Below are 25,059 nucleotides of genomic sequence, written 5' to 3'. Positions count from 1 at the left end.
TCACCTTTCGGTTTCGAACTGCCAGGTTTCGGTCACGTCGAGCCGGGTCGCGGCGAACTCCAGCCGGGCCGGGGTTTCGCCGTCGGCCGCGTCGAAGATCAGGCCGGCGACGTCGCCGCTGTGTGCGACCTGCACGCCGGCGGCCCCGGCGGCGCGGGCGACGGCGAGGATGTCGTCCAGCCCCGGGATGGGCAGGTGGCGCTGGTTGAGCAGGGTGCTGGCGGTGGCCACGCGGCCGAGCAGCCGCGCGTCGCCGTCGCCGATGGCTCGCCGCAGCAGGCCGCGCAGCGGGCGGAACGCCTCGATCTCCCAGGACGTGTAGCGCGCGGGCGGGAGTTCCAGGGTGTCGACGCCGCGGCCGCCCGGGCTGGTGCCGAAGCCCAGCACGGCCAGCGGCATCAGCTCGCCGAGGTCTTCGATCGGCTCGCCCTCGCGGTGCGCGAAGACCACCGCGCGGCCGCCGTACATCAGGGAGTCGGACGCGGTTTCGGCTTCGACGGCGAGTGCGCCGACCTCGGCCGGGGTGAGCCGGCGGCCGGTCGCGGCGAGCACCGCGCCGATCGCCGACGTCACGTCCGCCGTCGACGACCCGAACCCGCGGCAGAGCGGGATGTCGCTGGTGATGTCGAGCAGCCCGCCCGGAACCGGGTGCCCGAGCCGGGCCAGGGTCAGGTCGGCGGCGCGGCGGGCCTTGCTGCGCCACGCGGGCCGCACGGTCGTGCCGGTGTCCTCGGTGGGCAGGAACGTCGCGCGGGTGCTGTAGAGCGGGCACGGCAGCGTGACCAGGCCGCGGCGCAGCTTGTCGCCGGTGACGAAGACCCCTTGCAGGATCTCGCCGTGGTGGGCGTCGACGCGGAAGCTGCCCGCGCGGGGGTCGGTACTGTGCTGATCGTTACCAATCCGACCACGGTCACGGCCGAATGGTTTTGTAGCAACGGTTACGTGGCGCGCGAGGGTCGGCCTACCTTTGGTCGGACTGGTAACAGGGGCGGGGGCCGGTGCGGCGACCGCGAGGTCCTCGGTCATGGCGTTCTCCTTCACTCGTCGGCGGTCACGGCCAGCCCGGCCAGCACGGCCGCCGCCAGCTCCGCCACGTGCGGCGGTTCGACCATGTCCCAGTGGTGCCCCGAAACCGGCGTCACCGTCAGCTCGCCGCGCGTGCGGGCGCGCCAGCTCTCCGGGCGCACCTCCGGGCGGCCCTTCACCGGGTGGGTGCCGGTGGAGGTGATCAGGTGGATGCCGGTGTCGACGACCGCGCGGCAGCGGTAGGCCTCGACCGCGTCCTTGCCGGCCAGGTAGACCCGGGCCATCTGCTCGACCACGGCGTTGCCCGCGACTTCGGAGACCATGCCGCGGTCTCGAGCCTCGGCGAGCATCTCGTCCAAGGTGTCAGTGCTTGCCGCGCCCGGCTTGAGCTTCAGGATCGCCTCGCCGAACCAGGCCAGCGGGTCGCTGGTGTCGATGTCGGGCAGCGGGTTGCCGTAGTCGTCGACGCCGAGGACGGTCGCGTCGATGACGCACAGGTGCTCGACCGCGCGACCCGCTTTTTCCAGCTGCGCGGCCATTTCGAAGGCCACCGACCCGCCCTGCGACCAGCCGGCGAGCCGGATCGGGCGGTCCCCGGCGACCGGCAGGAGGTCGGCGACGAACCGGGCGGCCAGCTCTTCGATGGTGTGGACCGGGTCTTCGCCGGGTGCGAAGCCGGGGGCCTGCAGGCCGAACACCGGCAGCGCCGGGTCCAGCTCGGCGACCAGCTGCAGGTAGGGGAACGGGCTGCCCGCGGTGGGCGGCAGCAGGAACAGCGGCGCGACGCCGGTGCGGCCGGGCGAGAGCGGCACGACCAGTCCCCCGCCGCTGTCCCCGGCGCGGATGTGGTCGGCCAGCGCCCGCACGGTCGGCGCGCGGAACACCTCGGCCAGCCCGACGGTGGCGCCCAGTTCGGCCTTGATCCGGTCGACCAGCACCACGGCCAGGAGCGAGTGCCCGCCGACCGCGAAGAAGCCGTCGGTGACGCCGACGCGGCGGCTGAGCAGGTCCTCCCACAGCTTCGCGAGCGCCATCTCCAGCTCGTCGCGCGGCAGGACGCCGGACGTCGAGACCGGTGTGGCGTCCGGCGCGGGAAGGGCGACGCGGTCGATCTTGCCGTTGGACGTCAGCGGCAGCGTGTCCAGCGTGGTCAGGGTCGACGGGACCATGTACTCCGGCAGCCGCTCGGACAGGTGGGCCCGCAGCGCGTCGGCGTCCACTGTGGACGGTGCGACGTACCCGGCGAGGTCGCCGTCGCGGACCACGGCGACCGCTTCGGTGACGCCGGGGCCGCCGACCAGCGCGGCCTCGATCTCGCCCAGCTCGATGCGGTAGCCGCGGACCTTGACCTGGTGGTCGGTGCGGCCGACGAACTCCAGCCGCCCGTCCGGCAGGTACCGGGCCAGGTCACCGCTGCGGTAGAGGCGGCCCGGGCCGAACGGGTTGGGCACGTACTTGGCCGCCGTCAGCCCCGGGCTGCCGGCGAAGCCGCGGGCGACCCCGGCGCCGCCCGCGTACAGCTCGCCGGTGACGCCGACCGGGACCAGGCGCAGGTGCTCGTCGAGCAGGTAGACCTCGGTGTTCCAGATCGGCCGGCCGACCGAGATCGGCGTGCTGACGCACTCGGCGGCGGGCAGCAGGTTGATCACGTTGGCCACGGACGTCTCGGTGTGGCCGTACTCGTTGGCCACGACGACGTCCGGTGCGTTCTCGCGCCAGAACTCCAGGGCCTCGGCGGTGAGCTGCTCGCCGCCGACGACCAGGTGCGCGGCCGCGGCCGCCGCCTCGGGTTCCAGACAGCGGCGCAGCGGTTCGAGGTGGGCCGGGGTGAGCTTGACGAAGCTGAACTTCCGGCCGCTGGACAGCACGTCCGCCAGGCCGGCGACCGGGTGTTCGTCCTCCGGGACCAGCGTCACGGTCGTGCCGCACAGCAGCGGCAGGAACAGGCCGGTGACGGTGAGGTCGAAGGCGAGCGAGGAGTGCACGGGCGCGCCGTCGCCCTCGTCGGCGCGGTAGGCCTGGCGGCACCAGTCGAGGTAGTGCAGCACGCCGCGGTGGCTGATCATCACGCCCTTGGGCCGGCCGGTGGAGCCGGAGGTGTAAATGACGTAGGCGAGGTTCTCCGGGTCGACGACCGGGTCCTGCCACGGCGCCGGGTCGTCGGCCACGGCCTCGTCCGCGAAGACGACCACCTCGCCGAGGTTCTCGTCGGCGTACCGGCGGGTGGTGACGAGCACGCGGGCGCCGGCCTGGCGGAGCATGTACTCCTTGCGGTCCTGCGGGTAGGCCGGGTCGAGCGGGATGTAGTGGCCGCCGGTCTTGAGGACGGCCAGCAGCACCGGCAGCAGCAGCGGGCCGCGCTCGCAGAGGACGCCGACCGGGGTTTCCACGCCGACGCCCTCGGCGCGCAGCCGCTGGGCCAGCCGGGTCGCGCGGGCCTCCACCTCGGCGTAGGTCAGCTCGACCGCACCGCAGCGGACGGCGATCGCGTCCGGGTTGGACAGCGCCTGTTCGGCGATCCGGCCGTGCAGGGTGCCGCGCAGGTAGGGCTCGGCGGTGGCGTTCCAGGTGTCCAGGAGCAGCGTGCGCTCGTCGGCGCCGAGGACGTCCACTTCGGACAGCCGGGCGGCGGGGCGGGCGGCCAGCTCGGTGAAGAGGCGGACGAAGTGCTCACCCATCCGCGCCATCCGGACCTGGTCGAACAGCGCCGTCGCGTACTCCAGCACGCCGGCCACGGAGCCGTCGGCCTGGCGGACGAAGGAGATCATCAGGTCGAACTTCGCCGTCGACGACTCCTGGTCCACCGACGACACCGTGAGGTCGCCGAGTGCGGCTTCGCCTTCGGAGGCGTCGTAGACGGCGAACATCACCTGGACGACCGGGGTGTGCGCGAGGTCGCGTTCCGGGGCGAGCTCCTGGACGAGCCGTTCGAAGGGCAGGTCCTCGTGGGACTGGTCGGCCAGCCGCGCCACCTTGACGCGCTCGGCCAGCGTCGCGAAGTCCGGGTCGCCGGAAAGGTCGCCGCGGGCGACGACGGTGTTCACGAAGAACCCGACCATGTGCTCCAGCTCGGCCCGCGACCGGCCGGCGACCGGAGTGCCGACGGCGATGTCCTCGCGGCCGGTGTGCCGGCCCAGCACCACGTACGCGGCGGCGAGCAGCGTCATGAACGGCGTCGCGCCGACGGCTTTGCCCTGGTTCAGCACGGCTTCCGCCGCGGGTGCGGGGATGGTGAACCGGACCGACGCGCCGTGGTGGTCGCGGGTGGCCGGACGCGGCCGGTCCGCCGGCAGCTCGAGCGTCTCCAGGCCGGCGAGCCGGTCCTTCCAGTAGGCGAGGTCGGCGTCGTGGACGTCCAGCCGGGACTGCTCCCAGACGGCGAAGTCCGCATAGGACAGTGCGATCGGCGGCAGTTCGGCGCCGGTGTAGAGCTTGCGCAGGTCGTCGAGGAGGACCGGCAGGGACCAGCCGTCGCAGGCGATGTGGTGGACGTTGAGCGCCAGTACGTGCCGCTGCGGCGTCTCGCGGACCAGCATGGCGCGGAACACCGGGCCGTTGGCCAGGTGGAACGGGCGGCCGACGTACTCCGCGAGCACCGCGTCGACGTCGCCTTCGACCACCGGCAGCTCGACCGGGGCCGGGGCGCCGATCACCTGACGCGGCTTGTTGTCCTCGGCGACGTAGGTGGTGCGCAGGATCTCGTGCCGCGCCACCAGGGCGTCGAGGGCGCGCTGCAGTGCGTCGACGTCGAGGTCGCCGTCGAGGCGGAGCAGGAGCGGCACGGCGTACTCGGCGCTGTCCGGGTCGAGGCGGTCGAGGAACCACAGCCGCTGCTGGCCCGCCGACAGTGGCAGCGGGACGTCGCGGTCGGCGCGGCCGAAGGTGCGGACCGGCGCGGTGGTGCGTCCACGCAGCCGCCGGGCGAGCACCGCGGCCCGCAGCCGGGCCGCCCGATCGGCGTCAACAGCGTCGCCGGCGGGGCGGGTGTCGAACGTGGTCATGCGCTGGCCTCCTCGGTGAGGGAGTCGAGGAGCTCCTGCTCGGACATGCCGGCGAGCTCGGCCTCGATCTCGGTGTGGACCACCGCGGCGAGCGCGGTGACCGTGGTGGTCTGGAAGAGCACGGGCAGGGAGAGGTCCACCCCGAACGCGGCCTGCAGCCGCATGCGGACCTTGGCGGCGAGCACGGAGTGCCCGCCCAGTGCGAAGAAGTCGTCGCCGAGCCCGACGCGGGGCACGCCGAGCACCTCGGCCCAGATGTCGGCGATCAGCTGCTCCTCGGGACTGCTGGGGGCGACGTAGTCCGCCGTCTCCTCGGCCGGTTCGGGCAGCGCGGCCCGGTCGAGCTTGCCGCTGGCGTTGACCGGTAGCGCGTCGAGCACGACGAACGCGGACGGCACCAGGTGCTCCGGCAGGCGCTGGGCCAGGAAGGTCCGCAGGTCCGCCGTGCTCACCTCGCCGACGACGTACGCGACCAGGCGCTTCTGTCCGGCTGGGTCGGGTTTGGCCAGCACCACCGCGGCCGTGAGGGCCGGGTGGGCCCGCAGCGCGGACTCGACTTCGCCGAGTTCGATGCGGAAGCCGCGGATCTTGACCTGGTCGTCGGTCCGGCCGAGGAACTCCAGGTCCCCGGCGCGGGTGCGGCGGACGAGGTCGCCGGTGCGGTACATCCGCCCACCGGCCGGGTTCGCGACGAACCTGCTCGCGGTGAGCCCCGGACGGCCGAGGTACCCGCGGGCCAGGCCGGGGCTGGCGACGTACAGCTCCCCCGCGACGCCTGGTGGCACCGGCTGGAGCCGGTCGTCCAGCACGTACGCCTGGGTGTGCTTGAGTGCACGGCCGATGGTCACCTGCCGGCCCGGCACCAGCGGTTCGCTGACCGTGGAGACGACCGTGGCTTCGGTCGGGCCGTACATGTTGAGCATCCGGCGGCCCGGTGCCCACTTCGCGACCAGCTCGGGCGGGCAGACGTCGCCGCCGACGACGACCGTGCGGAAGTCCGGCAGGTCCGGGTCCTCGACGGTGGCCAGGGCCGCGGGCGGGATCAGCGCGTGCGTGACGTGTCCTTCGGCGAGGACGTCCCGCAGCTGGTCACCGAGCAGCGGCCCCGGCGGCGTGACGACGAGTGCGGCGCCGGTCATCAGGGAGGCGCACAGTTCCAGCACCGAGGCGTCGAAGCTCGGCGACACGTACTGCAGCACCCGGTCCCCCGGGCCGACCTGGTAGGCGTCGATGGTGTTGGCCACCAGCGTGCCGAGGCCGGCGTGGCTGACGACGACGCCCTTCGGCCGTCCGGTGGAGCCCGACGTGTAGATCACGTACGCCGCGTTCTCCGGCTTGACCTCGACGTCCAGCGGACCGTCGTCCATTGTGGACTCCGGCAGCTCGCGGAGCGTGAGCACCGGGTCGGCGTCGTCGAGCATGTATCGGATGCGCTCCTCCGGGTAGCTCGGGTCGACCGGGAGGAACGCGGCTCCGGTCTTGACGACCGCGAGCTGCGCCACGACCAGGTCGGCCGAGCGCGGCAGCAGCAGCGCGACCACCGTCTCCGGAGCGGCACCGCGAGCCTGCAGCACGCGGGCCACGCGGTTGGCCGCCGCGTCCAGTTCGGCGTAGGTGAGCGAGTCCGGTCCGGCCACCACGGCCAGAGCTTCTGGATCGCGTCGCACCTGGGCTTCGATCAACCCCGCGAACGTCCCGCCGGGAGCGGTGCCGTCGAGCGGGGTGACCTCGGCCGCGTCGAGCATCGTGACTCGATCCACCGGGCGTTGCGGCTCGGCGGCGAACCCGGTCAGGAGCCGGACGTACCGCTCGGCGAACGCGGCGACCGTCTCCTCGTCGAACAGCGCGACGGGGTATTCGAGGACACCGTCGACCGCGCCGGAAGGCTGCTCGCGCAGCACCATGGCGAGGTCGAACTTGGCCGCGCCGGTCTCGACGCCCAGGGGCTCGCAGTCGAGATCGCCAAGTTCCCAGCCGCCCTCGGACACCGTCTGCAGCGCGAACATCAGCTGCACCAGGGGGTTGCGGCTCGGGTCGCGCTCGGGCCGGAGTTCGGCGACGACGCGGTCGAACGGGACTTCCTGGTGGCTGAAGGAGTTCAACGCCGTCTCGCGGACGCGTTCCACGAGTTCGGTGAAGCCGGGTGAGCCCGTCAGGTCCGCGCGCAGGGCGAGCGTGTTGACGAACTGGCCGATCAGCCGTTCGGTGTCCGGGTGGTCGCGGCCGGCGACCGGGCTGCCGATCGCGAACTCGCGCAGGCCGGTGTGGCGGGAGACGAGGACCTGGAACCCGGCCAGCAGCGTCATGAACAGGCTCGCCCGGGCTTCCGCGCCCAGCTCGCCAAGCCGGGTGGCCAGCTCCGCCGGGACGCTGAACTCGTACCGTGCGCCACGCGGGTCGCGCACCGCCGGCCGGGGCCGGTCGGCGGGCAGCTGGACGACCTGCGGGACTCCGGCGAGCTGCGTCCGCCAGAACTCGACGTCCGCTTCGGTGGGCTGGGACCAGGTCGCGACGTCGGCGTACTGCACCGGCAGCGGCGCCAGGTCGACGCCCGCGTAGAGGTCGCGCAGTTCCTCGGCGAGGATGCCTTCGGACCAGCCGTCGAGCACGATGTGGTGGGCCGACAACACGAGCACGTGGTCGTGCTCGGCCAGGCGTCCGAGCGCCGCCGAGAACACCGGTCCGGTGGCGAGGTCGATGGGCCGCGCCGCCAGGAACGGCTCGACCGCGTCGATGTCGGTGACCGGCAGCGGGACCGGACCGGCGGGGTCGACGACCTGCTTGGGCTCGCCGTCCACTTCGACGAACCGAGTCCTGAGGATCTCGTGCCTTCCGACTAGGTTGGTCAGGGCCGCTGCGAGGGCGTCGACGTCCAGGGTGCCGCGCAGGCGGACCGCGTTGGGCACCAGGTATTCCGCGCTCGACGGCGCCATCCGGTCGGCCAGCCACATGCCGACCTGGACACCCGCGAGGGGCGCGGGGCCGTCGGGTCGCTTGGGGATGGCCTGGAACTCGCGGCGGGTGGCGCGGGCGACGGCGTCGGCGAGTTCCGCGACCGTGGGCGAGTCGAAGATCAGCCGGATCGGGATGTCCGCCGAGAGCCGCTTGCGGAGTTCGGCGACCACCCGCACGCCGAGCAGGGAGTGCCCGCCCAGGTCGAAGAAGTTGTCGTCCGCACCGACCCGCTCGATGCCGAGGACGTTCTGCAGGACTGCTGCGACCAGCTCCGCGACCGGGCCTTCCGGAGGCCGGTACTCGGCGCCGGCCGCGGCGGGCGCGGGCAGCGCCTTGCGGTCGATCTTGCCGCTGGTGGTGGTCGGGAACTCCGGCAGGACACTCAGCGCCGTCGGCACGAGGTAGACGGGCAGCCGCTCGCGTAGCTGCTCGCGGATCTCGGCTTCGGTGAGCGTGACGCCGGCCTGCGCGGTGACGTACCCGGCGAGGCGCTTGTCGCCCGGCGACGGCTGCCACACCGTCACGGCGGCCTCGCGCACCCCGGGCAGTTCCAGGAGCACCTGCTCGACCTCGCCGGGCTCGACGCGGATGCCGCGGATCTTGACCTGCGAGTCCTGCCGGCCGAGGAAGGTCAGCGCGCCGTCGGGGGTGCGCAGGCCGCGGTCGCCGGTGCGGTAGAGCCGCTCGCCGGGGACGAACGGGCTGGCCAGGAACGCCGCCGCCGTCTTGCCCGGGTTGCCGAGGTAACCGCGGGCCAGGCCGACGCCGCCGATGAAGAGGTCACCGGGGACGCCGACCGGGACCGGCCGGAGGTGCTCGTCGAGGACGTGGATCTGGTTGTTCGCGATCGGCGACCCGACGCTCACCGAGCCCGCGCCGTCGAGGTCGGACCGGAGGCACTCGCGCATGGTCGAGTCGATCGACACCTCGGTGGCGCCCCACTGGTTGTGCAGGGTCGCGTTCTCGCCGAGGCGGTCGAAGAACAGCTTCAGCAGTTCCGGCTGCAGTGCCTCGCCGCTGGTGATGACGTTGCGCAGCGGCTTGAGGGCCGCGCGGTCGGCCGGGGTCAGCTGCTCCAGGAACAGCGTTAGCATGCTCGGTACGAACTGCAGGTTCGACACCTGGTGCTTCACGGCGCCTTCGAGGATCGCGGCCGGGTCGCGGTGCAGGCCCGGCGGGATCAAGGCAACACGGCCGCCGACGATGAGCGGCCACAGGCATTCCACGGCCGCGTCGTCGAACACGAGCGTCGTCTTCTGCAGCACGCCCTCGCCCGGCTGGAGGCGGTAGGTGTCCTGGTGCCAGCGCAGCCGGTTGACCCAGCCGCGGTGGGTGCTGGCGACGCCCTTGGGCTTACCGGTGGAGCCGGAGGTGTAGTAGATCGAGACCAGATTGTCCGGGTGGGTGGTGTCTGCCAGGTGCTTTGCTTCACCATCCACATCGGACACTTCAAGGAAGACGACCTCGCTGTCCTGGGGCGTCGACGCGCCCGCGTTGACCAGGCAGACCGGCGAGTTGGCGTCGCCGAGGATGCCGAGGACACGCGGTTCGGGCGCGTCGGTCTCGATCGGGACGAATGCGCCGCCGGCCTTGAGGATGGCGACCAGGCCGACGATCAGGTCGATCGAGCGGTCCATCCGCAGCCCGACCGGGACGTCCGGGCCGACACCGTGCTGGACCAGCCGCGCCGCGAGGACTCCGGCCCGACGCTCCAGTTCGGCGTAGTCGATGTGCTCGTCCAGGTACTCGACGGCGACCGCGTCCGGCGTCTGCGCGGCCTGCTGCGAGATGAGGTGGTGCAGGCAGACGTCCTCGTCGTAGGCCACGACCGTGTCGTTGACGCCGTTGATCAGGTGCTCGCGTTCGGTCGTGCCGAGGAGGTCCAGCTCGCCGACCGGGGTTTCCGGCGCGTCGGCGATCCGTTGCAGGAGTGTCGTGAAGTGGCCGGCCAGCCGCTCGATCGTGGTGGTGTCGAACAGCGCGGTCGGGTACTCGAAGATGCCGGTGAGGGCGCCGTCGGCGTCCTGGGCGAGGGCGAGTTCGAGGTCGAACTTGCTGACCCGGGTGTCGACGGCCAGCCGCTCGACGTCCAGGCCCGGCAGCGCCCACCCGGCTTCGTCGTTGTTCTGCAACGCGAACACGATCTGCACCAACGGAGTGCGGGTGAGGTCGCGTTGCGGGCGCAGGAGTTCGACGATCCGGTCGAACGGGACGTCGTCGTGGTCGAACGCGGCCAGCGTGCTGGTGCGGACGCGGGTCAGCAGCTCGGTGAACGCCGGGTCGCCGGTCAGGTCCGCGCGCAGCGGCACGGTGTTGACGAAGTGCCCGACCAGGGCCTCGGTCTGCGGGTGGCTGCGGCCGGACACCGGGGTGCCGATCGCGAAGTCCCGCATGGCCGTGTACCGGCCGATGAGCACCTCGAACGCGGCCAGCACGGTCATGAACAGGCTCGCGCCGTGCCCGGCACCGAGCGCCGCCAGCCGGCCGACGACCTCCGCCGGCACGTGCACCGGCGTCTTGGCACCGGCGATCTCCCGCACGAGCGGCCGGGGCCGGTCGGCGGGCAGCTCCGCGACGTGCGGCATCCCGTCGAGGGCCTCCCGCCAGAAGGCGAGCCCGGCTTCGTCGGACGCGGCGGCCTGCCACGCGGCGACGTCGCCGAACTGCACCGGCAGCGCGGCCGGCCGGCTCCCGGCGTAGTGGTCACGCAGCTCGGCGGCCAGCACACCCATGGACCAGCCGTCGGCGACGATGTGGTGCAGGCACAGGACCAGCACGTGCTCGGTAGCCGACACCCGGCCGAGCGCGGCGCGGAACACCGGACCGTTTTCGATGTCGAGCGGCGTGTCCACCTGGGACCGGACGAACGCCTCGACGTCGGTCACGTCGGAGACGGGAAGCGGCATCGGCCGCACCGGCTCGACGACCTGGGCGGGCTCGCCCTCCTGCTCGACGAACCGGCTGCGCAGCACCTCGTGCCGCGCCACCAGCGCCGACAGTGCGTCGGTGAGGGCCTCGACGTCGAGGTCGCCCTCGATCCGCAGCGCCAACGGCACCAGGTACTCGGCCGACCCGGGAGCGAGCCGTTCGGCGAACCAGAGGCCGCGCTGCACCGGCGACAGCGGCGTGCGTGCCGACCGGTCCCGGGCCGGGATCGGCTCGAAGTCCACTGTGGACGCTTCCGGCACCAGCCGGGCCAGCGACGCGATCGTGGGCGCCTCGAACAGGGCGCGCACGCCCAGCCGGACGCCGAACTCGGTGCGCATCCGGCCGGTCACCTTGGCCGCCAGCAGCGAGTGGCCGCCCAAGGCGAAGAAGTTGTCCTCCACACTCGGTTCCGGGATGCCGAGGACGTCGGCCCAGATCGCGGCCAGCGTGCTCTCGGTGGCCGTCCGGGGCGCGACGTGCCCGGCGCTGATCCGGCGCGGTGCGGGCAGGGCGGCCTTGTCGAGCTTGCCGTTGGCCGTCCGGGGCAGTGCTTCCAAGGGCACGATCGCCGACGGGACCAGGTGGTCCGGCAGCTGCGCGGCGGCGTACTCGGCGACCGCGGCCGGGTCTGCGGTGCCGACGACGTAGGCGACCAGGAGCCCGTCGCGGGCCACCACGGCGGCCTGCGTGACGCCGTCGTACCGGGCCAGCACCGCCTGGACCTCGCCGGGTTCGACGCGGAAGCCGCGGATCTTGACCTGGTCGTCGGCGCGGCCGGCGTACTCCAGCACGCCGTCGCCGTTCCACCGGGCGAGGTCGCCCGTGCGGTACAGCCGCTCCCCCGCGCCGAACGGCGACGCGACGAACCGCTCGGCGGTCGCGCCGGGCTGCCCGAGGTACCCGTGGGCGGTGCCGACGCCGGCCAGGTACAGCTCGCCGACCACACCGGCGGGCGTGGGCTGCAAAAGCGTGTCGAGGACGAAGGCGTGCTTGCCGGTGAGCGGCCGCCCGATCGGGACCGGGCCGTCGACCGCCGTGACGGCGTGGAAGGTGCTGAAGCCCATGGTCTCGGCCGGGCCGTAGCCGTTGATCACCGCGACCTGCGGGTACGAGCGCAGCACCTTCGCCAGGTGCGCGGGTGACGCCGCCTCACCGCCGGTCATCGCGCGGCGGACCGTCGCGAACACCGCCGGGTGCTCGTCGACCAGGAAGTTGAACAGGCTGGCCGAGACGTCCAGGACCGTGACGTCGTGCTCGAGAACCAGGTCCTCGATCAGCGCCGGGTCGGGGCGCTGGCCGGGCTGCAGCACGACCTGGCCGCCGGCCATCAGCGGGCCGAGCAGCTGGGTGCCGAACGCGTCCCACGAGACCGGCGCGCACTGCAGCCAGACGTCGTCCGGGCCGAATCCGGCGTAGTCCTGGCCGGTGAGCGTGCCGGCGACCGCGCGGTGCGGGGCCGCGACGGCCTTGGGGACGCCGGTGGAGCCGGAGGTGAACATGACGACGGCGAGGTCGTCCGGGCTGCCGGGCAGGCCGAGGACACTGCCGTCGCGGACGGCGATGGCGGCCGCGTCGGCGACGACGTCGATCCGGCGCCAGGGCAGCTCCCGTCCGTCGGTGAGCACGAGCGCGGCCGACGTCCGGCGCAGCGCCCCGACCAGGCGGTCGGCCGGGAAGTCCGTGTCCAGCACGGTGTAGGCCGCGCCGGTCTTGAGGACGGCGAGCAGCGCGACGGCCAGCCGCGGGGTGCGGCCGATGTGGACGCCGACCAGGTCACCGCGGCGGACGCCCTCGGCGACGAGGTGCCGGGCCAGCCGGTTGGCCTCGGTGTCGAGGTCCCGGTAGGTCATGCGCGAACCCTCGAAGACGAGCGCGGTCGCGTCCGGCGCCCACGCGGCCTGCCGCTCGACCAGCTCGTGCAGCCGCATCGCGGGAGCGGTCACCTCGGTGGTGCCCTGCGCCAGAAGCCCGGCGCGCTCGTCGGCGGTGAGCAGGTCGAGGGCGGTCACCGGGACGTCCGGAGTGGACACGGCGGCGGTCAGGAACCGGGCGAACCTGGCTGCGATCGCCTCCGCCGTCGAGGCGTCGAACAGGTCGGCCGCGTACTCCAGCTGGCCGGTCAGCCCGGCCGGGGTGCCGTCGGTGGCGCGGTTCTCCTCGATGCCCGCGGTGAGGTCGAACTTCGCGACGTCACGCTGGACCGTGACGGCCTCGGCGGCCAGGCCGGGCAGCCGCAGTTCCCCGGCGACGTTGTTCTGCAGCACCAGCATCACCTGGAACAGCGGGTGCCGCGACGCCGACCGGGCCGGGTTCAGCTCCTCGACGACCCTCTCGAACGGGACGTCGGCGTGGGCCAGCGCGGCGAGGCCGGTGTCGCGGACGCGGTCCAGGAGCTGCCGGAACGTCGGCTGCCCGGAGACGTCGGTGCGCAGCACCAGGGTGTTGACGAAGAACCCGGCCAGGTCGTCGAGCGAAGTGTCGCCGCGGCCGGCGACGACGGCGCCGAGCGGGACGTCGTCCCCGGCACCGAGCCGTGAGAGCAGCGCGGCGAACCCGGCCTGCAGAGCCATGAACAGCGTCGCTCCGGTGCCCCGGGCCAGGTCGGCCAACGCCGCGTGGACGTCGGCGCCGAGCGCGAAGTCCACGGCACCGCCGCGGTGGCTGGCGACGGCCGGGCGGACCCGGTCGGCGGGCAGGGCCACCTCTTCGGGGGCTCCGGCGAGTGTGGAGCGCCAGAAGGCGAGCTGCCCGGCCAGCTCGGCCTCGTCGAGGACGTCGCGCTGCCAGAGCGTGTAGTCCGCGTACTGGACCGGCAGCGGCGCCCAGCCCGGAGCTTCACCGGTGAGGCGGGCGGCGTAGGCCGTCGACAGGTCACGCAGCATCGGCGCGGCGGACCAGCCGTCGCTGGCGATGTGGTGCAGGACCAGCAGCAGGACGTGGTCGTCGGCGGCGATCTCGACGAGGTGGGCCCGCAGCGGCAGCTCGGTCCGCAGGTCGAAGACGTGCGACGCGGCCGCCGAGAGCACACCCGGCAGGTCGTCCTCAGTGGACTGTGTGAACGTCCATGGCACCGAAGGCGCGGTCAGGATCTCCTGCCACGGCTCACCTTCGTGCGACGGGAAGACCGTGCGCAGCGCTTCGTGCCGCTCGACAACATCAGCCAACGCGGCCTGCAGGGCGATGACGTCGAGGGAGCCGCGCAGCCGCAGGGCACGGGGGACGTCGTAGCCGGCGTTGGCCTCTTCGGCCTGGTCGACGAACCACAGCCGCTGCTGTGCGAACGACAGCGGGAGCCGTTCGGGACGGTCGCGGCGGGTCACCGGCGGCCGCGCCGGGGCGGCGTCCCCGAGCACCTCGGCGAGCCCGGCGACGGCGGGCGTCCGGAACAGGTCCCGGATGCCCAGCTCGACGCCGAGGACGGCGCGGACGCGGCCGATCAGCCGGGCGGCCAGCAGCGAGTGGCCGCCGAGGTCGAAGAACCCGTCGTCGACGCCGACCTCGGGCAGCCCGAGCACCTCGGCGAACAGTCCACAGAGGACGTTCTCGGTGACGGTCCGCGGGCGCCTGGACGACGTCGCTGTGAAGTCCGGTGCGGGCAGGGCGCGGCGGTCGAGCTTGCCGTTGGCCGTCCGGGGCAGCTCGGCCAGGGGCACGATCGCCGAGGGCACCAGGTAGTCCGGCAGCCGCTCGCCCACGTACGCCCGCAGCGCGGCGGGTTTGGCGTCGCCGACGACGTAGCCGATGAGCCGGCCGTCGCGGACGACGACCGCGGCCTGCTCGACGCCGTCGTGGCGGGCCAGCACGGCCTGCACCTCGCCGGGCTCGACGCGGAAGCCGCGGACCTTCACCTGGTCGTCGGCGCGGCCGACGTACTCGAGGACGCCGTCGGCGGTCCACCGCACCAGGTCGCCGGTGCGGTACATCCGCTCCCCCGCCGTGAACGGGTTCGCGACGAACCGCTCGGCGGTGGCGCCGGGGAGGCCGCGGTAGCCGTCGGCGAGGCCGTGGCCCGACAGGTACAGCTCACCCGTGACGCCGGGGGCGGCGAGGGCGAGGTGCGTGTCGAGGACGTAGGCGCGCTTGCTGGCGACCGGGCGGCCGATCGGGATGGCCGGGCCGCCGAGGTCGGCGGCGGTGATCAGGTGGAACGTCGTGTAGCCCATGCTCTCGGCGGGGCCGTAGCCGTTGATCAGCGCGACGTCCGGGTGCTCGCGCAGCGCCTTGGTCACGTGGGCGACGGACGCCGGCTCGCCGCCGGTCATCGCCCGGCGCAGCACGCCGAAGACCTGGGGCTCCTGGTCGAGCAGGTAGTTGAACAGGCTCGCCGAGGCGTGCAGCACGGTGACGCCGTGCTCGACGACGAGCGCGGCGATCCGCTCGGGCTCGGGGTTCTGGCCGGGCTGAAGGACCGTGCGGCCGCCGTAGAGCAGCGCGCCGAACAGCTGCAGCGCAAAACCGTCCCACGAGACCGGGGCGCACTGGAGCCACACCTGGCCGGCGTCGAAGGTCGCGTAGCCCTGGCCCATCGTGGCGACGACCCCGCGGTGCGACGTCGCGACGCCCTTGGGCACGCCGGTCGAGCCGGAGGTGAACATGACGCAGGCCAGGTCGGCCGGGGTCAGCTCGACGTCCGGGTTCGTGGTGTCGGAGTGGCTCGGCGCGGTCGTCAGCACGCGCTTGACGCGGGCCTGTTCGGTGACCGCGGCCAGGCGCTCGGCCGGGTAGCTCGGGTCGAGCAGGGTGTAGGCGGCACCGGACTTGAGGACGCCGAGCACCGTGACGGCGAAGTCGAAGCCGCGGTCCAGCAGGACACCGACGACCTCGCCTCGCTGGACGCCGTCGTCGATGAGGTGGTGGGCGACCTGGTTGGCGCGGGCGTTCAGCTCGCCGTAGGTCATCGAGGCGCCGTCGAACAGGATCGCGACGGCGTCGGGGTCCTGCCGTTCGACGATGGTGTGCAGGCAGTCCTGTGGCGTCGGAGCCAGGTCGAGCGCGTGGCCCGACGTCAGCACGAGGTCGCGGTCGGCGGCCGTGAGCACGTCGAACGCCGCGACCGAGGTCGTGGGCGCGTCGGCGATCTGCTCCAGCAGCCGGACGAACGCGCCGGCCAGCCGCTCGGCGGTGGCGGCGTCGAACAACGCGGTCGCGTACTCGAAGGCGCCGGTGATCCCCCCGCCGTTGCCGCGTTCCTCCAGGGCGGCGGTGAGGTCGAACTTGGCGACCGCGCGGTCCACCTCGTACGGCTCGACGTCCACACCGGACAGTTCCGGCGCGGCGCTGTCCTGCTGCAGCACCAGCATCACCTGGAACAACGGGTGCCGCGACGCCGACCGGGCCGGGTTCAGCTCCTCGACCAGGCGATCGAACGGGACGTCATCGTGCTCGAACGCACTCAGGTCGGCTTCCCGGACGCGGTCCAGCAGCTCGGTGAACGCCGGAGCGCCACTGACGTCGGTGCGCAGGACGAGGGTGTTGACGAAGAACCCGACGAGGTCGTCGAGCGCCGGGTCGGTGCGACCGGCGACCGGGGTGCCGATCGGGACGTCGTCCCCGGCGCCGAAGCGCGCCAGCAGCGTGGCGAGGGCGGCCTGCAGGACCATGAACAGCGTCGCGCGCCGCCCGGCCGCCAGCTCCAGGAGCCGCGTGTGCAGCTCGGCCGGGATCGTGACGGCCGCGGCCCCGCCGGCGTGGTCCGCGGTGGCGGGCCGGACGCGGTCGTAGGGCAGGGCCAGTTCCTCGGGCAGACCGGCCAGTGCGTCCGTCCAGTACGCGACGTCGCTGTCGAGTTCTCGTTGCCACAGCGTGTAGTCCGCGTACTGCACGGGCAGCGGCACCCACTCCGGAGCGCGGCCGTCGAGCCGAGCCGCGTAGGCGTCGGCCAAGTCGCGCAGCAGCACCGGGATCGACCAGCCGTCCCCGGCGATGTGGTGGGTCAGCACGAGCAGGACGTGCTCGTCGCCCTCGCTGAACAGCCACGAGCGCACCGGCGGCGCGGCGGCCAGGTCGAACGGGGTGCGTGCGGCCTCGGCGACCGAGCCGGTGCCGACCTCGAACGGGACCCGGAACGAGTCGAGGACCACCTGGTACGGCCCGGATTCGTCCTCGGCGTAAAGGGTGCGCAGGGCTTCGTGGCGACCGGCCACATCGGACAGTGCGGCGGCGAGGGCGGAGGCGTCGACGTCGCCGCGCAGGCGCAGGGCGATCGGCATGTGGTAGGCCGTGTCGTCGACGTCGAGGCGGGCGAGGAACCACAGCCGTTCCTGCCCGGCGGCCAGCGGCAGCCGCGCCGGCCGCGGCCGGACGGTGATGGCCGGGCGCGCCACGACGGCGTCACCGAGGCTGTCGCTCAGCCCGGCCACGGTCGGGTTCGCGAACAGGGCCCGCACGGTGACGTCGAGGCGGAGCGCCGCCCGGATCCGCCCGGCGAGGCGGGTGGCGAGCAGCGAATGCCCGCCCAGGTCGAAGAAGCCGTCGTCGATGCCGACCTCGGGCACGCCGAGGACCTCGGCGAACAGCTCGCACAGCGCGTGCTCACGGGCGTTGCGCGGCACCCGGCCGGTAACGCTCTCCACGGCCGGCGCGGGCAGGGCCTTGCGGTCGAGCTTGCCGTTCGGGGTCCGCGGCAGCTCGTCGAGCAGCACGAACGCCGACGGCACCATGTACCCGGGCAGGGCGGCCGCGACGTGCCGTCGCAGGTCGTCGACGTCGGCGGCGCCCACGACGTAGGCGACCAGCCGCTTGTCGCCGGGTCGGTCCTCGCGGACGACGACGGCGCGCAGCGCGACGGCCGAGTGCGTGGCCAGCACGGCCTCGATCTCGCCCAGCTCGATGCGGAAGCCGCGGATCTTGACCTGGTGGTCGACGCGGCCGAGGAACCGGATCTCGCCGTCGCGGCGGCGGGCGACCAGGTCGCCGGTGCGGTACATCCGTTCGCCGGTCGCGAAGGGGTTGGCGACGAAGCGGTCGGCGGTCAGGTCGGGGCGGCCGAGGTAGCCGCGGACGACGCCGTCGCCGGCGATGTACAGCTCGCCCGGCACGCCCGGCGGCACCGGCCGCAGCGCGCGGTCCAGGACGTAGACCTGGGTGTTGGCGATCGCGGTGCCGATGGTCGGCGAGCCGTCGCCGACGCGGGCGGTGGTGGACCAGATGGTGGTCTCGGTGGGGCCGTACATGTTGGTGACCGACGCGGCCCGCGCCCGCAGCGCGACGGCGAGGTCGTCGGGCAGGGCTTCGCCGCCGACCAGGACGTGCACGGCGGTCAGGTCGACGGGCTCGGCCAGCAGCGCGTGGAAGAGGCTCGGTGTCGCCTGGAGCAGCGTGACGCCGTCCTCGGCGAGCGCGGCCAGGGCGCGGCTGTCGCGGACGGTGTCCCGTCCGGCGAGCACCACGGTCGCTCCGGCCAGCAGGGGCGCGAAGATCTCCAGCCCGGCGATGTCGAACCCGACGGTCGTGACGGCCAGCAGCCGGTCGCCTTGCGTGATGCCGAAGCGGTCCACCATGTCCAGCAGGAAGTTGAGCAGCGGCCGCCGGGGCACAACGACACCCTTGGGGCGGCCGGTCGAGCCGGACGTGAAGATCACGTACGCCGGGCTGTCCGGAGACGCGGTCTGCAGCGGGTTGCACGCCGTCCCGATCTCCGCCTCGGCCAGCAGGACGTGGCGGGCCGGGTCGCCGGGCACCGCGCCCGCCTCGGTCACGAGCACGAGCGCCGGGTCGGCGTCTTCGAGCATCGCGGCGAGCCGGTCGGCCGGGTAGTCGAGGTCGAGCGCGAGGTAGCCGGCGCCGGTCTTGAGGACGGCGAGCATCGCGACGATCAGCTTTTCGTCGCGCGGCAGGGCCAGGGCGACATACCGCTCGGGGCCGGCGCCGCGCTCGGCGAGGAATCGGGCGATCCGGTTGGCCTGGGCGTTCAGCTCGCCGTAGGTCAGCGTCACCGCGCCGAACTCCAGCGCAGGCGCGTCCGGCGTGCGGGCCGCCTGGGCCTCGAACAGCTCGATCACCGACGTGTCCGGCAACGGCGTCTCGGCGGGCGCCTGCAGGAGGTCCACGCGCTCGGCGTCCGAGAGCAGGTCCAACCCGGACACCGGGACGGCGGGCGCGGCGACGGCGGCGGCGAGCAGGCGGGTGAACCGCTCGGCGAGGTCGGCGGCGGTGCCGGCGTCGAACAGGTCGGTCGCGTACTCCAGGAAGCCGCCGATGCCGGCCGGGGCACCGTCGGGGCCGGTGCTCTCCTCCAGGTTCAGCGTCAGGTCGAACTTCGCGGTCGCGGTGGCCACCGGGACGTCGGCCGCGGTCGCGCCGGGCAGCGCGAGGTTGGCCGCGACGTTGTTCTGCAGCGCCAGCATCACCTGGAACAGCGGGTGCCGCGCGGTCGAGCGGGCCGGGTTGAGGCGTTCGACGACGCGCTCGAAGGGGACGTCGCCGTGGTCGAAGGCTTCGAGGGCGGCCTCGCGGACCCGGCCGACCAGGGCGGCGAAGCTCGGGTCGCCAGTGAGGTCGGTGCGCAGCACGAGGGTGTTGACGAAGAAGCCGACGAGGTCGTCGAGCGCGGCGTCCGGCCGGCCCGCGGACGGGGTGCCGACCGCGACGTCGTCGCCGGCGCCGAGCCGGGACAGCAGGGCCGCGAACCCGGCCTGCAGCACCATGAACAGCGTCGCGTGCTCGTCGCGGGCCACGTCGAGGAGGCGGGCGTGCAGGTCCGCGTCGAGGGTCACCGGGAGGGTGGCGCCGCGGTGGGTCGCGACGGGCGGCCGCGGGTGGTCGAAGGGCAGGTTGGTCTCGTCGGGGAGTCCGGCGAGGGCCTCGGCCCAGTAGTCGGCGGTGTCGGTCAGGTCCTGCTGCCACAGCGCGAAGTCCGCGTACTGCACCGGCAACGGCGCCCAACCGGGAGCTTCCCCGCCGGTGCGGGCCGCGTAGGCGGTGGACAGGTCGCGCAGCAGCGGGGCGAGGGACCAGCCGTCGCTCGCGATGTGGTGGGTGACGATGACCAGGACGTGGTCGTCGGCGGCGTGGCGCAGCAGCGCGGCGCGCACCGGGAGGTCGGTGGCCAGGTCGAACTCGCGGGCGGCGAACTCGTCGACGTCCGCCACGTCTTCGAACCAGGGCAGCTCGGTGAGCGCGCGGATCTCCTGGCGAGGGACGCCGTCGGTGTTCGGGAACACCGTCCGCAGCGACTCGTGGCGCTCGAGGACGTCGGCGAACGCGGCCCGCAGCGCGGGGACGTCGAGCGGGCCGGTCAGGCGAAGCGCGCGAGGCACGTTGTAGGCCGCTCCGGCGGCGTCGAGCTGCTCGACGAACCACAGGCTGCGCTGCGCCGCGGACAGCGGCAGCACCTCCGGCCGCGGCCGGACGGTGACGGCCGGGCGAGCGGCGCGAGCGGTGTCGAGCACGGTCGCCAGCGCGGCGACGGTCGGGGCGCGGAAGACGTCCGCGACGCCGATCCGGGCACCCAGCACCGAACCGATCCGGGCGACGAGCCGGGCGGCGAGCAGCGAGTGGCCGCCGAGGGTGAAGAACCCGTCGTCGACGCCGACGGTTTCGACGTCGAGGACGTCGGCGAAGAGGCCGCAGAGGACTTCTTCACGCGGGGTGCGCGGCGCGCGGCTCGTGCTCGTGTGCGCGGGGGCGGGCAGGGCCCGATGGTCGAGCTTTCCGTTGGGTGTCAAGGGAAGGGCGGGCAGCAGCACGAACGCCGACGGCACGAGGTGCTCGGGCAGCCGCTCGGCCAGGTACCCGCGGAAGTCGGCCGGCTCGCCGACGACGTAGGCGACCAGGAGCTTCTGGCCCGGCCGGTCCTCGCGGAGGACGACGGCGGATTCGGTGACGGCCGGGTGGGTACCGAGCGCGGTCCGGATCTCCCCCGGCTCGACGCGGAACCCGCGGATCTTGACCTGCTCGTCGGCGCGGCCGACGTACTCCAGGACGCCGTCGGCGCGGCGGCGCACGAGGTCGCCGGTGCGGTACATCCGCTCCCCCGCCGCGAACGGGCTCGCGATGAACCGGACGGCGGTGAGGTCCGGACGGCCGACGTAGCCGTCGGCGATGCCGGCGCCCGCGGCGTACAGCTCGCCGACGACGCCGGGCGCGACCGGCCGCAGCCGCTCGTCCAGGACGTGGGCGCGCTTGCCGTGCAGCGGCACGCCGATCGGGATCGGCGCCCCGGTGAGGTCGGCCGCCGTGATCCGGTGGCAGCTGACGAAGATCATGTTCTCGACCGGGCCGTAGGCGTTGGTGACCGTGAGGTCGGGGAACGTCGTCAGCGCCTTGGTGATGTGGGCGACCGAGGCGACCTCGCCGCCGGTGTAGACGTCGCTGACCTGCGCGAACACCGCCGGGTACTCGTCGAGCAGGAAGTTGAGCAGGCTGGCCGAGGCGAACATCGTGGTGACGCCGTGGCGCTCGACGAGCTCGGCGATGAGCGCGGGCTCGGGCTTCGGGCCGGGCTGCAGCACGCACGCGGCGCCGCTGAGCAGCGCGCCGAACAGCTCGAACGCGAAGGCGTCCCAGGAGACGGGCGCGGTCTGCAGCCAGACAGCACCCCCGTAGCCCTGGCCGAGAATGGTCGTGGCGACGGCTTCGTGCGAGGCGATGACACCCTTCGGCGTGCCGGTGGAGCCCGAGGTGAACATGACGCAAGCCGGTCCGGTGACGGGCACGGCGATGCCGGGGGCGGTCACCGTGGCGTCCACAGTGGACAGGTCGTCGAGCACCAGGGGCGCGTCGACCTGCTCGGCCAGCAGCTGACGGCGTTCGGCGGGGAACGACGGGTCGAGCAGCGTGTAGCCGCAGCCGGCCTTGAGCACGCCGAGGATCGCGGCGATGAGGTCCGGGCCGCGGTCGAGGCAGATCGCGACGATCCGGCCGGCCGGGACGTCCGTCAGGAGCGCGGCGACGCCGTTGGTGCGGGCGTCCAGCTCGGCGTAGGTGACGATCCGGTCCTCGAACAGCAGCGCGGTGCGGTCCGGGGTGCGGCGAGCGTGGCCTTCGACGACCTCGTGCAGGGTGACGCTCGCGGCGGCGGGCCGGGTCATGCCGCCCGCGACGGCCTGGGCGGTCTCGATGGCGTCGAGCAGGTCGAGGTCGCCGATCCGGACGTCCGGGGTCGCGGCGACGGCGGTCAGGACGCGCAGCAGCCGGAAGGCCAGGGTGGCGGCGGTGGCGCGGTCGAACAGGTCGCTCGCGTATTCGAGGAGACCGGTCAGCTCGCCGTCGCGTTCCTCGAAGATCGCGGCCAGGTCGAACTTCGCGTAGCCGATGTCGACGCGCTCGCCGGTCGCGCGCACGCCGGGCAGGTCCAGTTCGGCGGCGAGGTTGTTCTGCAGCACCAGCAGGACCTGGAACAGCGGGTGGCGGCCGAGCGAGCGGGCGGGGTTCAGCTCTTCGACGACGCGTTCGAAGGGCACTTCGGCGTGTTCGAACGCGGCCAGGCACGTCTCGCGGGCCCGGGCGAGCAGCTCACGGAACGTCGGGTCGCCGCCCGTCCCGGTGCGCAGCACGACGGTGTTGACGAAGAACCCGACCAGGTCGTCAAGGGCGGCGTCACCACGGCCGGCAACCGGCGAGCCGACGGGGACGTCGTCGCCGGCGCCGAGGCGGGTCAGCAGCGCGGCGAAGGCGGCCTGCAGCACCATGAACAGCGTCGCGCCGGACTCGGCGGCCAGCTCGGTGAGCTTGGCGCGCACCTCGGCGGGGACGTCCATCGGGACGACGCCGCCGCGGTGGCTCGCCACCGGCGGGCGGGGCCGGTCGGCGGGCAGCGGCAGTTCCTCGGGCAGGCCGGCGAGCGTGTCACGCCAGTACGCGAGGTCGTTGTCGACGGGCAGTTCCTGTTGCCACAGCGTGTAGTCCGCGTACTGGACGGGCAGCGGTGCCCACGCCGGGGTTTCGTGGCGAGTGCGGGCGGTGTAGGCCTCGCCGACCTGGCGCAGCAGGGGCGCCATCGACCAGCCGTCGCAGGCGATGTGGTGCACGACCAGCAGCAGCACCGACGTCTTCCCGGGGAGGGTGAACAGCGCGGCGCGGATCGGAAGTTCCCGAGCGAGGTCGAAGCTCGCTTCGGTGGCGGTGCGCAGGTCGGCGGCGAGAGTGTCCTCTGTGGACTCCGCGAACGTCCACGGGACGTCTCCGGCGGGCCGGATCTGCTGCACGGGCTCGTCGCAGTGGCTGTCGAACACCGTCCGCAGGGCTTCGTGGCGGGCGACGACGTCGGCGACGGCGAGGCGCAGCACGTCGGCGTCGACCGGGCCGTCGAGGCGGACGGCCTGCGGGACGTGGTAGCCGGCGTTCCAGGTGTCGGCCTGGTCGAGGAACCACAACCGGCGCTGGGCCGAGGACAGCGGCATCGGCTCGGGACGCCGGCGCGGGGTCAGCGGCAGGCGGGCGGGCGCGGCGGTTTCGAGGAGTCCGGCCAGCTCGGCGGGGGTCGGCGCGCGGAAGACGTCGCCGATCGCGGCCTCGACGCCGAGCGTCGCGCGGATCCGGGAGACGAGCTTCGCGGCGAGCAGCGAGTGGCCGCCGAGGGCGAGGAAGCCGTCGTCGATGCCGACGCCGTCGACGCCGAGGATTTCGGAGAACAGCGTGCACAGCGCGGCTTCCCGCGGGGTGCGCGGGGCGCGGCCGGTGCGGGACACCGTCCAGTCGGGGGCGGGCAGGGCCTTGCGGTCGAGCTTGCCGCTCGGGGTCAGCGGCAGTTCGGCGAGCACGACGAACGCGGCGGGCACCATGTACGCGGGCAGGTCCACGGCCAGGGCCGTCCGCAGGTTCTCGACGTTCGGGGTGCCGCCGTCGGGGACGACGTAGCCGACGAGGCGCTGGTCGCCTTCGCGGTCTTCGCGGGCCAGGACGCACGAGCCGCCGACGCCGGGCTGGCGGTCGAGCACGGTCTCGATCTCGCCCAGCTCGACGCGCAAGCCGCGGATCTTGACCTGGTGGTCGGTGCGGCCGAGGTAGAGCAGGGCGCCGTCGTCGGTCCAGCGGGCGAGGTCGCCGGTGCGGTACATCCGCTCCCCCGGCACGAACGGGTTCGCGATGAAGCGTTCGGCGGTCAGGCCGGGCCGGCGGTGGTAGCCGCGGGCGAGCTGGATCCCGGCGAGGTACAGCTCTCCCGCGTCGCCGGGCGCGACCGGCCGCAGCTGCGCGTCCAAGACATAAGTCTGCGTGTTCCACACGGGCCGGCCGATCGGGACCGGGCCGCCGTCGGCGCGGCACGCCCAGGACGTGACGTCGACCGAGGCTTCGGTGGGGCCGTACAGGTTGTGCAGCTCGACGCCGGGCAGGACGGCGAAGAACCGGGCCTGCAGTTCGGCGGGCAGGGCTTCGCCGCTGCACAGCACGCGGCGCAGGCCGGTGCAGCCGGCCGCGGCCGGGTCGAGCAGGAACGCCTGCAGCATCGACGGGACGAAGTGCAGGGTCGTGATGCGTTCGGCGCGGATCAGCTGGGCCAGGTAGGCGGGGTCGCGGTGGCCGCCGGGGCGCGCGACGACGAGCGTGGCGCCGGTCAGCAGCGGCCAGAAGAACTCCCAGACCGAGACGTCGAAGCTGGACGGCGTCTTCTGCAGCACGCGGTCTTCGGTGGTGAGGCCGTATTCGGCCTGCGTCCAGGCGAGCCGGTTGACGATCCCCTCGTGCGGCACCAGCACGCCCTTGGGGCGCCCGGTCGAGCCGGAGGTGTAGATGGCGTAGGCGAGATCCTGCGCAGTCGTCGTGGTTTCCGGCTCGGTGGCCGGGAACGCGGCGAGGTCGGCGTCGTCGAGGAAGCTCTGGGTCAGGACGACGGGGGCGGCGCTGTCGGCGACCATGAAGGCCAGCCGGTCGGCCGGGTAGTCGGGGTCGAGCGGGACGTAGGCGCCGCCGGCCTTGAGCACCCCGAGCAGGGCGGTGACCAGGTCGAAGGAGCGGTCGACGCAGACGCCGGTGAGGACGCCGGGGCCGACGCCGCGGCCGATCAGGAGGTGCGCGAGGCGGTTGGCCCGCTCGTGGAGGGCGCGGTAGGTGAGGGTTTCGCCCTCGAAGACCAACGCCGTCGCGTCCGGGGTGCGGGCCGCCTGCTCGGTGAGCAGCCGGGTGAGCGTGCGGCCCGCCTCCGGGACGTCGGTGGTGGTGTCGTTCCAGGCCGCCAGCAGCTGCCGGGTGTCGTGCTTCACGTAGATCA

The 25,059-nt window shown here is 73.5% G+C and carries 3 protein-coding genes; all 3 read right to left on the bottom strand.

From position 1 onward, the window contains the following. From OHS58_RS12725 to OHS58_RS12715, 3 genes are read right to left on the bottom strand one after another with little or no spacing between them, the layout of a single operon-like run. Complete coding sequence (locus OHS58_RS12725; RefSeq protein ID WP_328648341.1) at positions 1-1,026, bottom strand: GHMP family kinase ATP-binding protein; 1,026 nt, start codon at positions 1,024-1,026, stop codon at positions 1-3. Positions 1,027-1,037: 11 nt separating this feature from the next. Continuing rightward, on the bottom strand, positions 1,038-5,027 hold the full coding sequence (locus OHS58_RS12720) for a non-ribosomal peptide synthetase (RefSeq protein ID WP_328648340.1): 3,990 nt from the start codon (positions 5,025-5,027) through the stop codon (positions 1,038-1,040). Beyond that, positions 5,024-25,051: a non-ribosomal peptide synthase/polyketide synthase gene (locus tag OHS58_RS12715; RefSeq protein WP_328648339.1), complete on the bottom strand. Its 20,028-nt coding sequence runs from the start codon at positions 25,049-25,051 to the stop codon at positions 5,024-5,026. Before OHS58_RS12715 ends, OHS58_RS12720 begins: the two co-directional genes overlap by 4 nt. Positions 25,052-25,059 lie beyond the last annotated feature (8 nt).

The sequence above is a fragment of the Amycolatopsis sp. NBC_00348 genome (assembly GCF_036114655.1).
Classification (GTDB): domain Bacteria; phylum Actinomycetota; class Actinomycetes; order Mycobacteriales; family Pseudonocardiaceae; genus Amycolatopsis.
This window is presented reverse-complemented; position numbering and strand designations above follow the sequence as displayed.

Coding starts and splice junctions, on each gene's coding strand:
- OHS58_RS12720 (WP_328648340.1), bottom strand. CDS start 5,027: ATGACCACGTTCGACACCCGCCCCGCCGGCGACGCTGTTGACGCCGAT.
- OHS58_RS12725 (WP_328648341.1), bottom strand. CDS start 1,026: ATGACCGAGGACCTCGCGGTCGCCGCACCGGCCCCCGCCCCTGTTACC.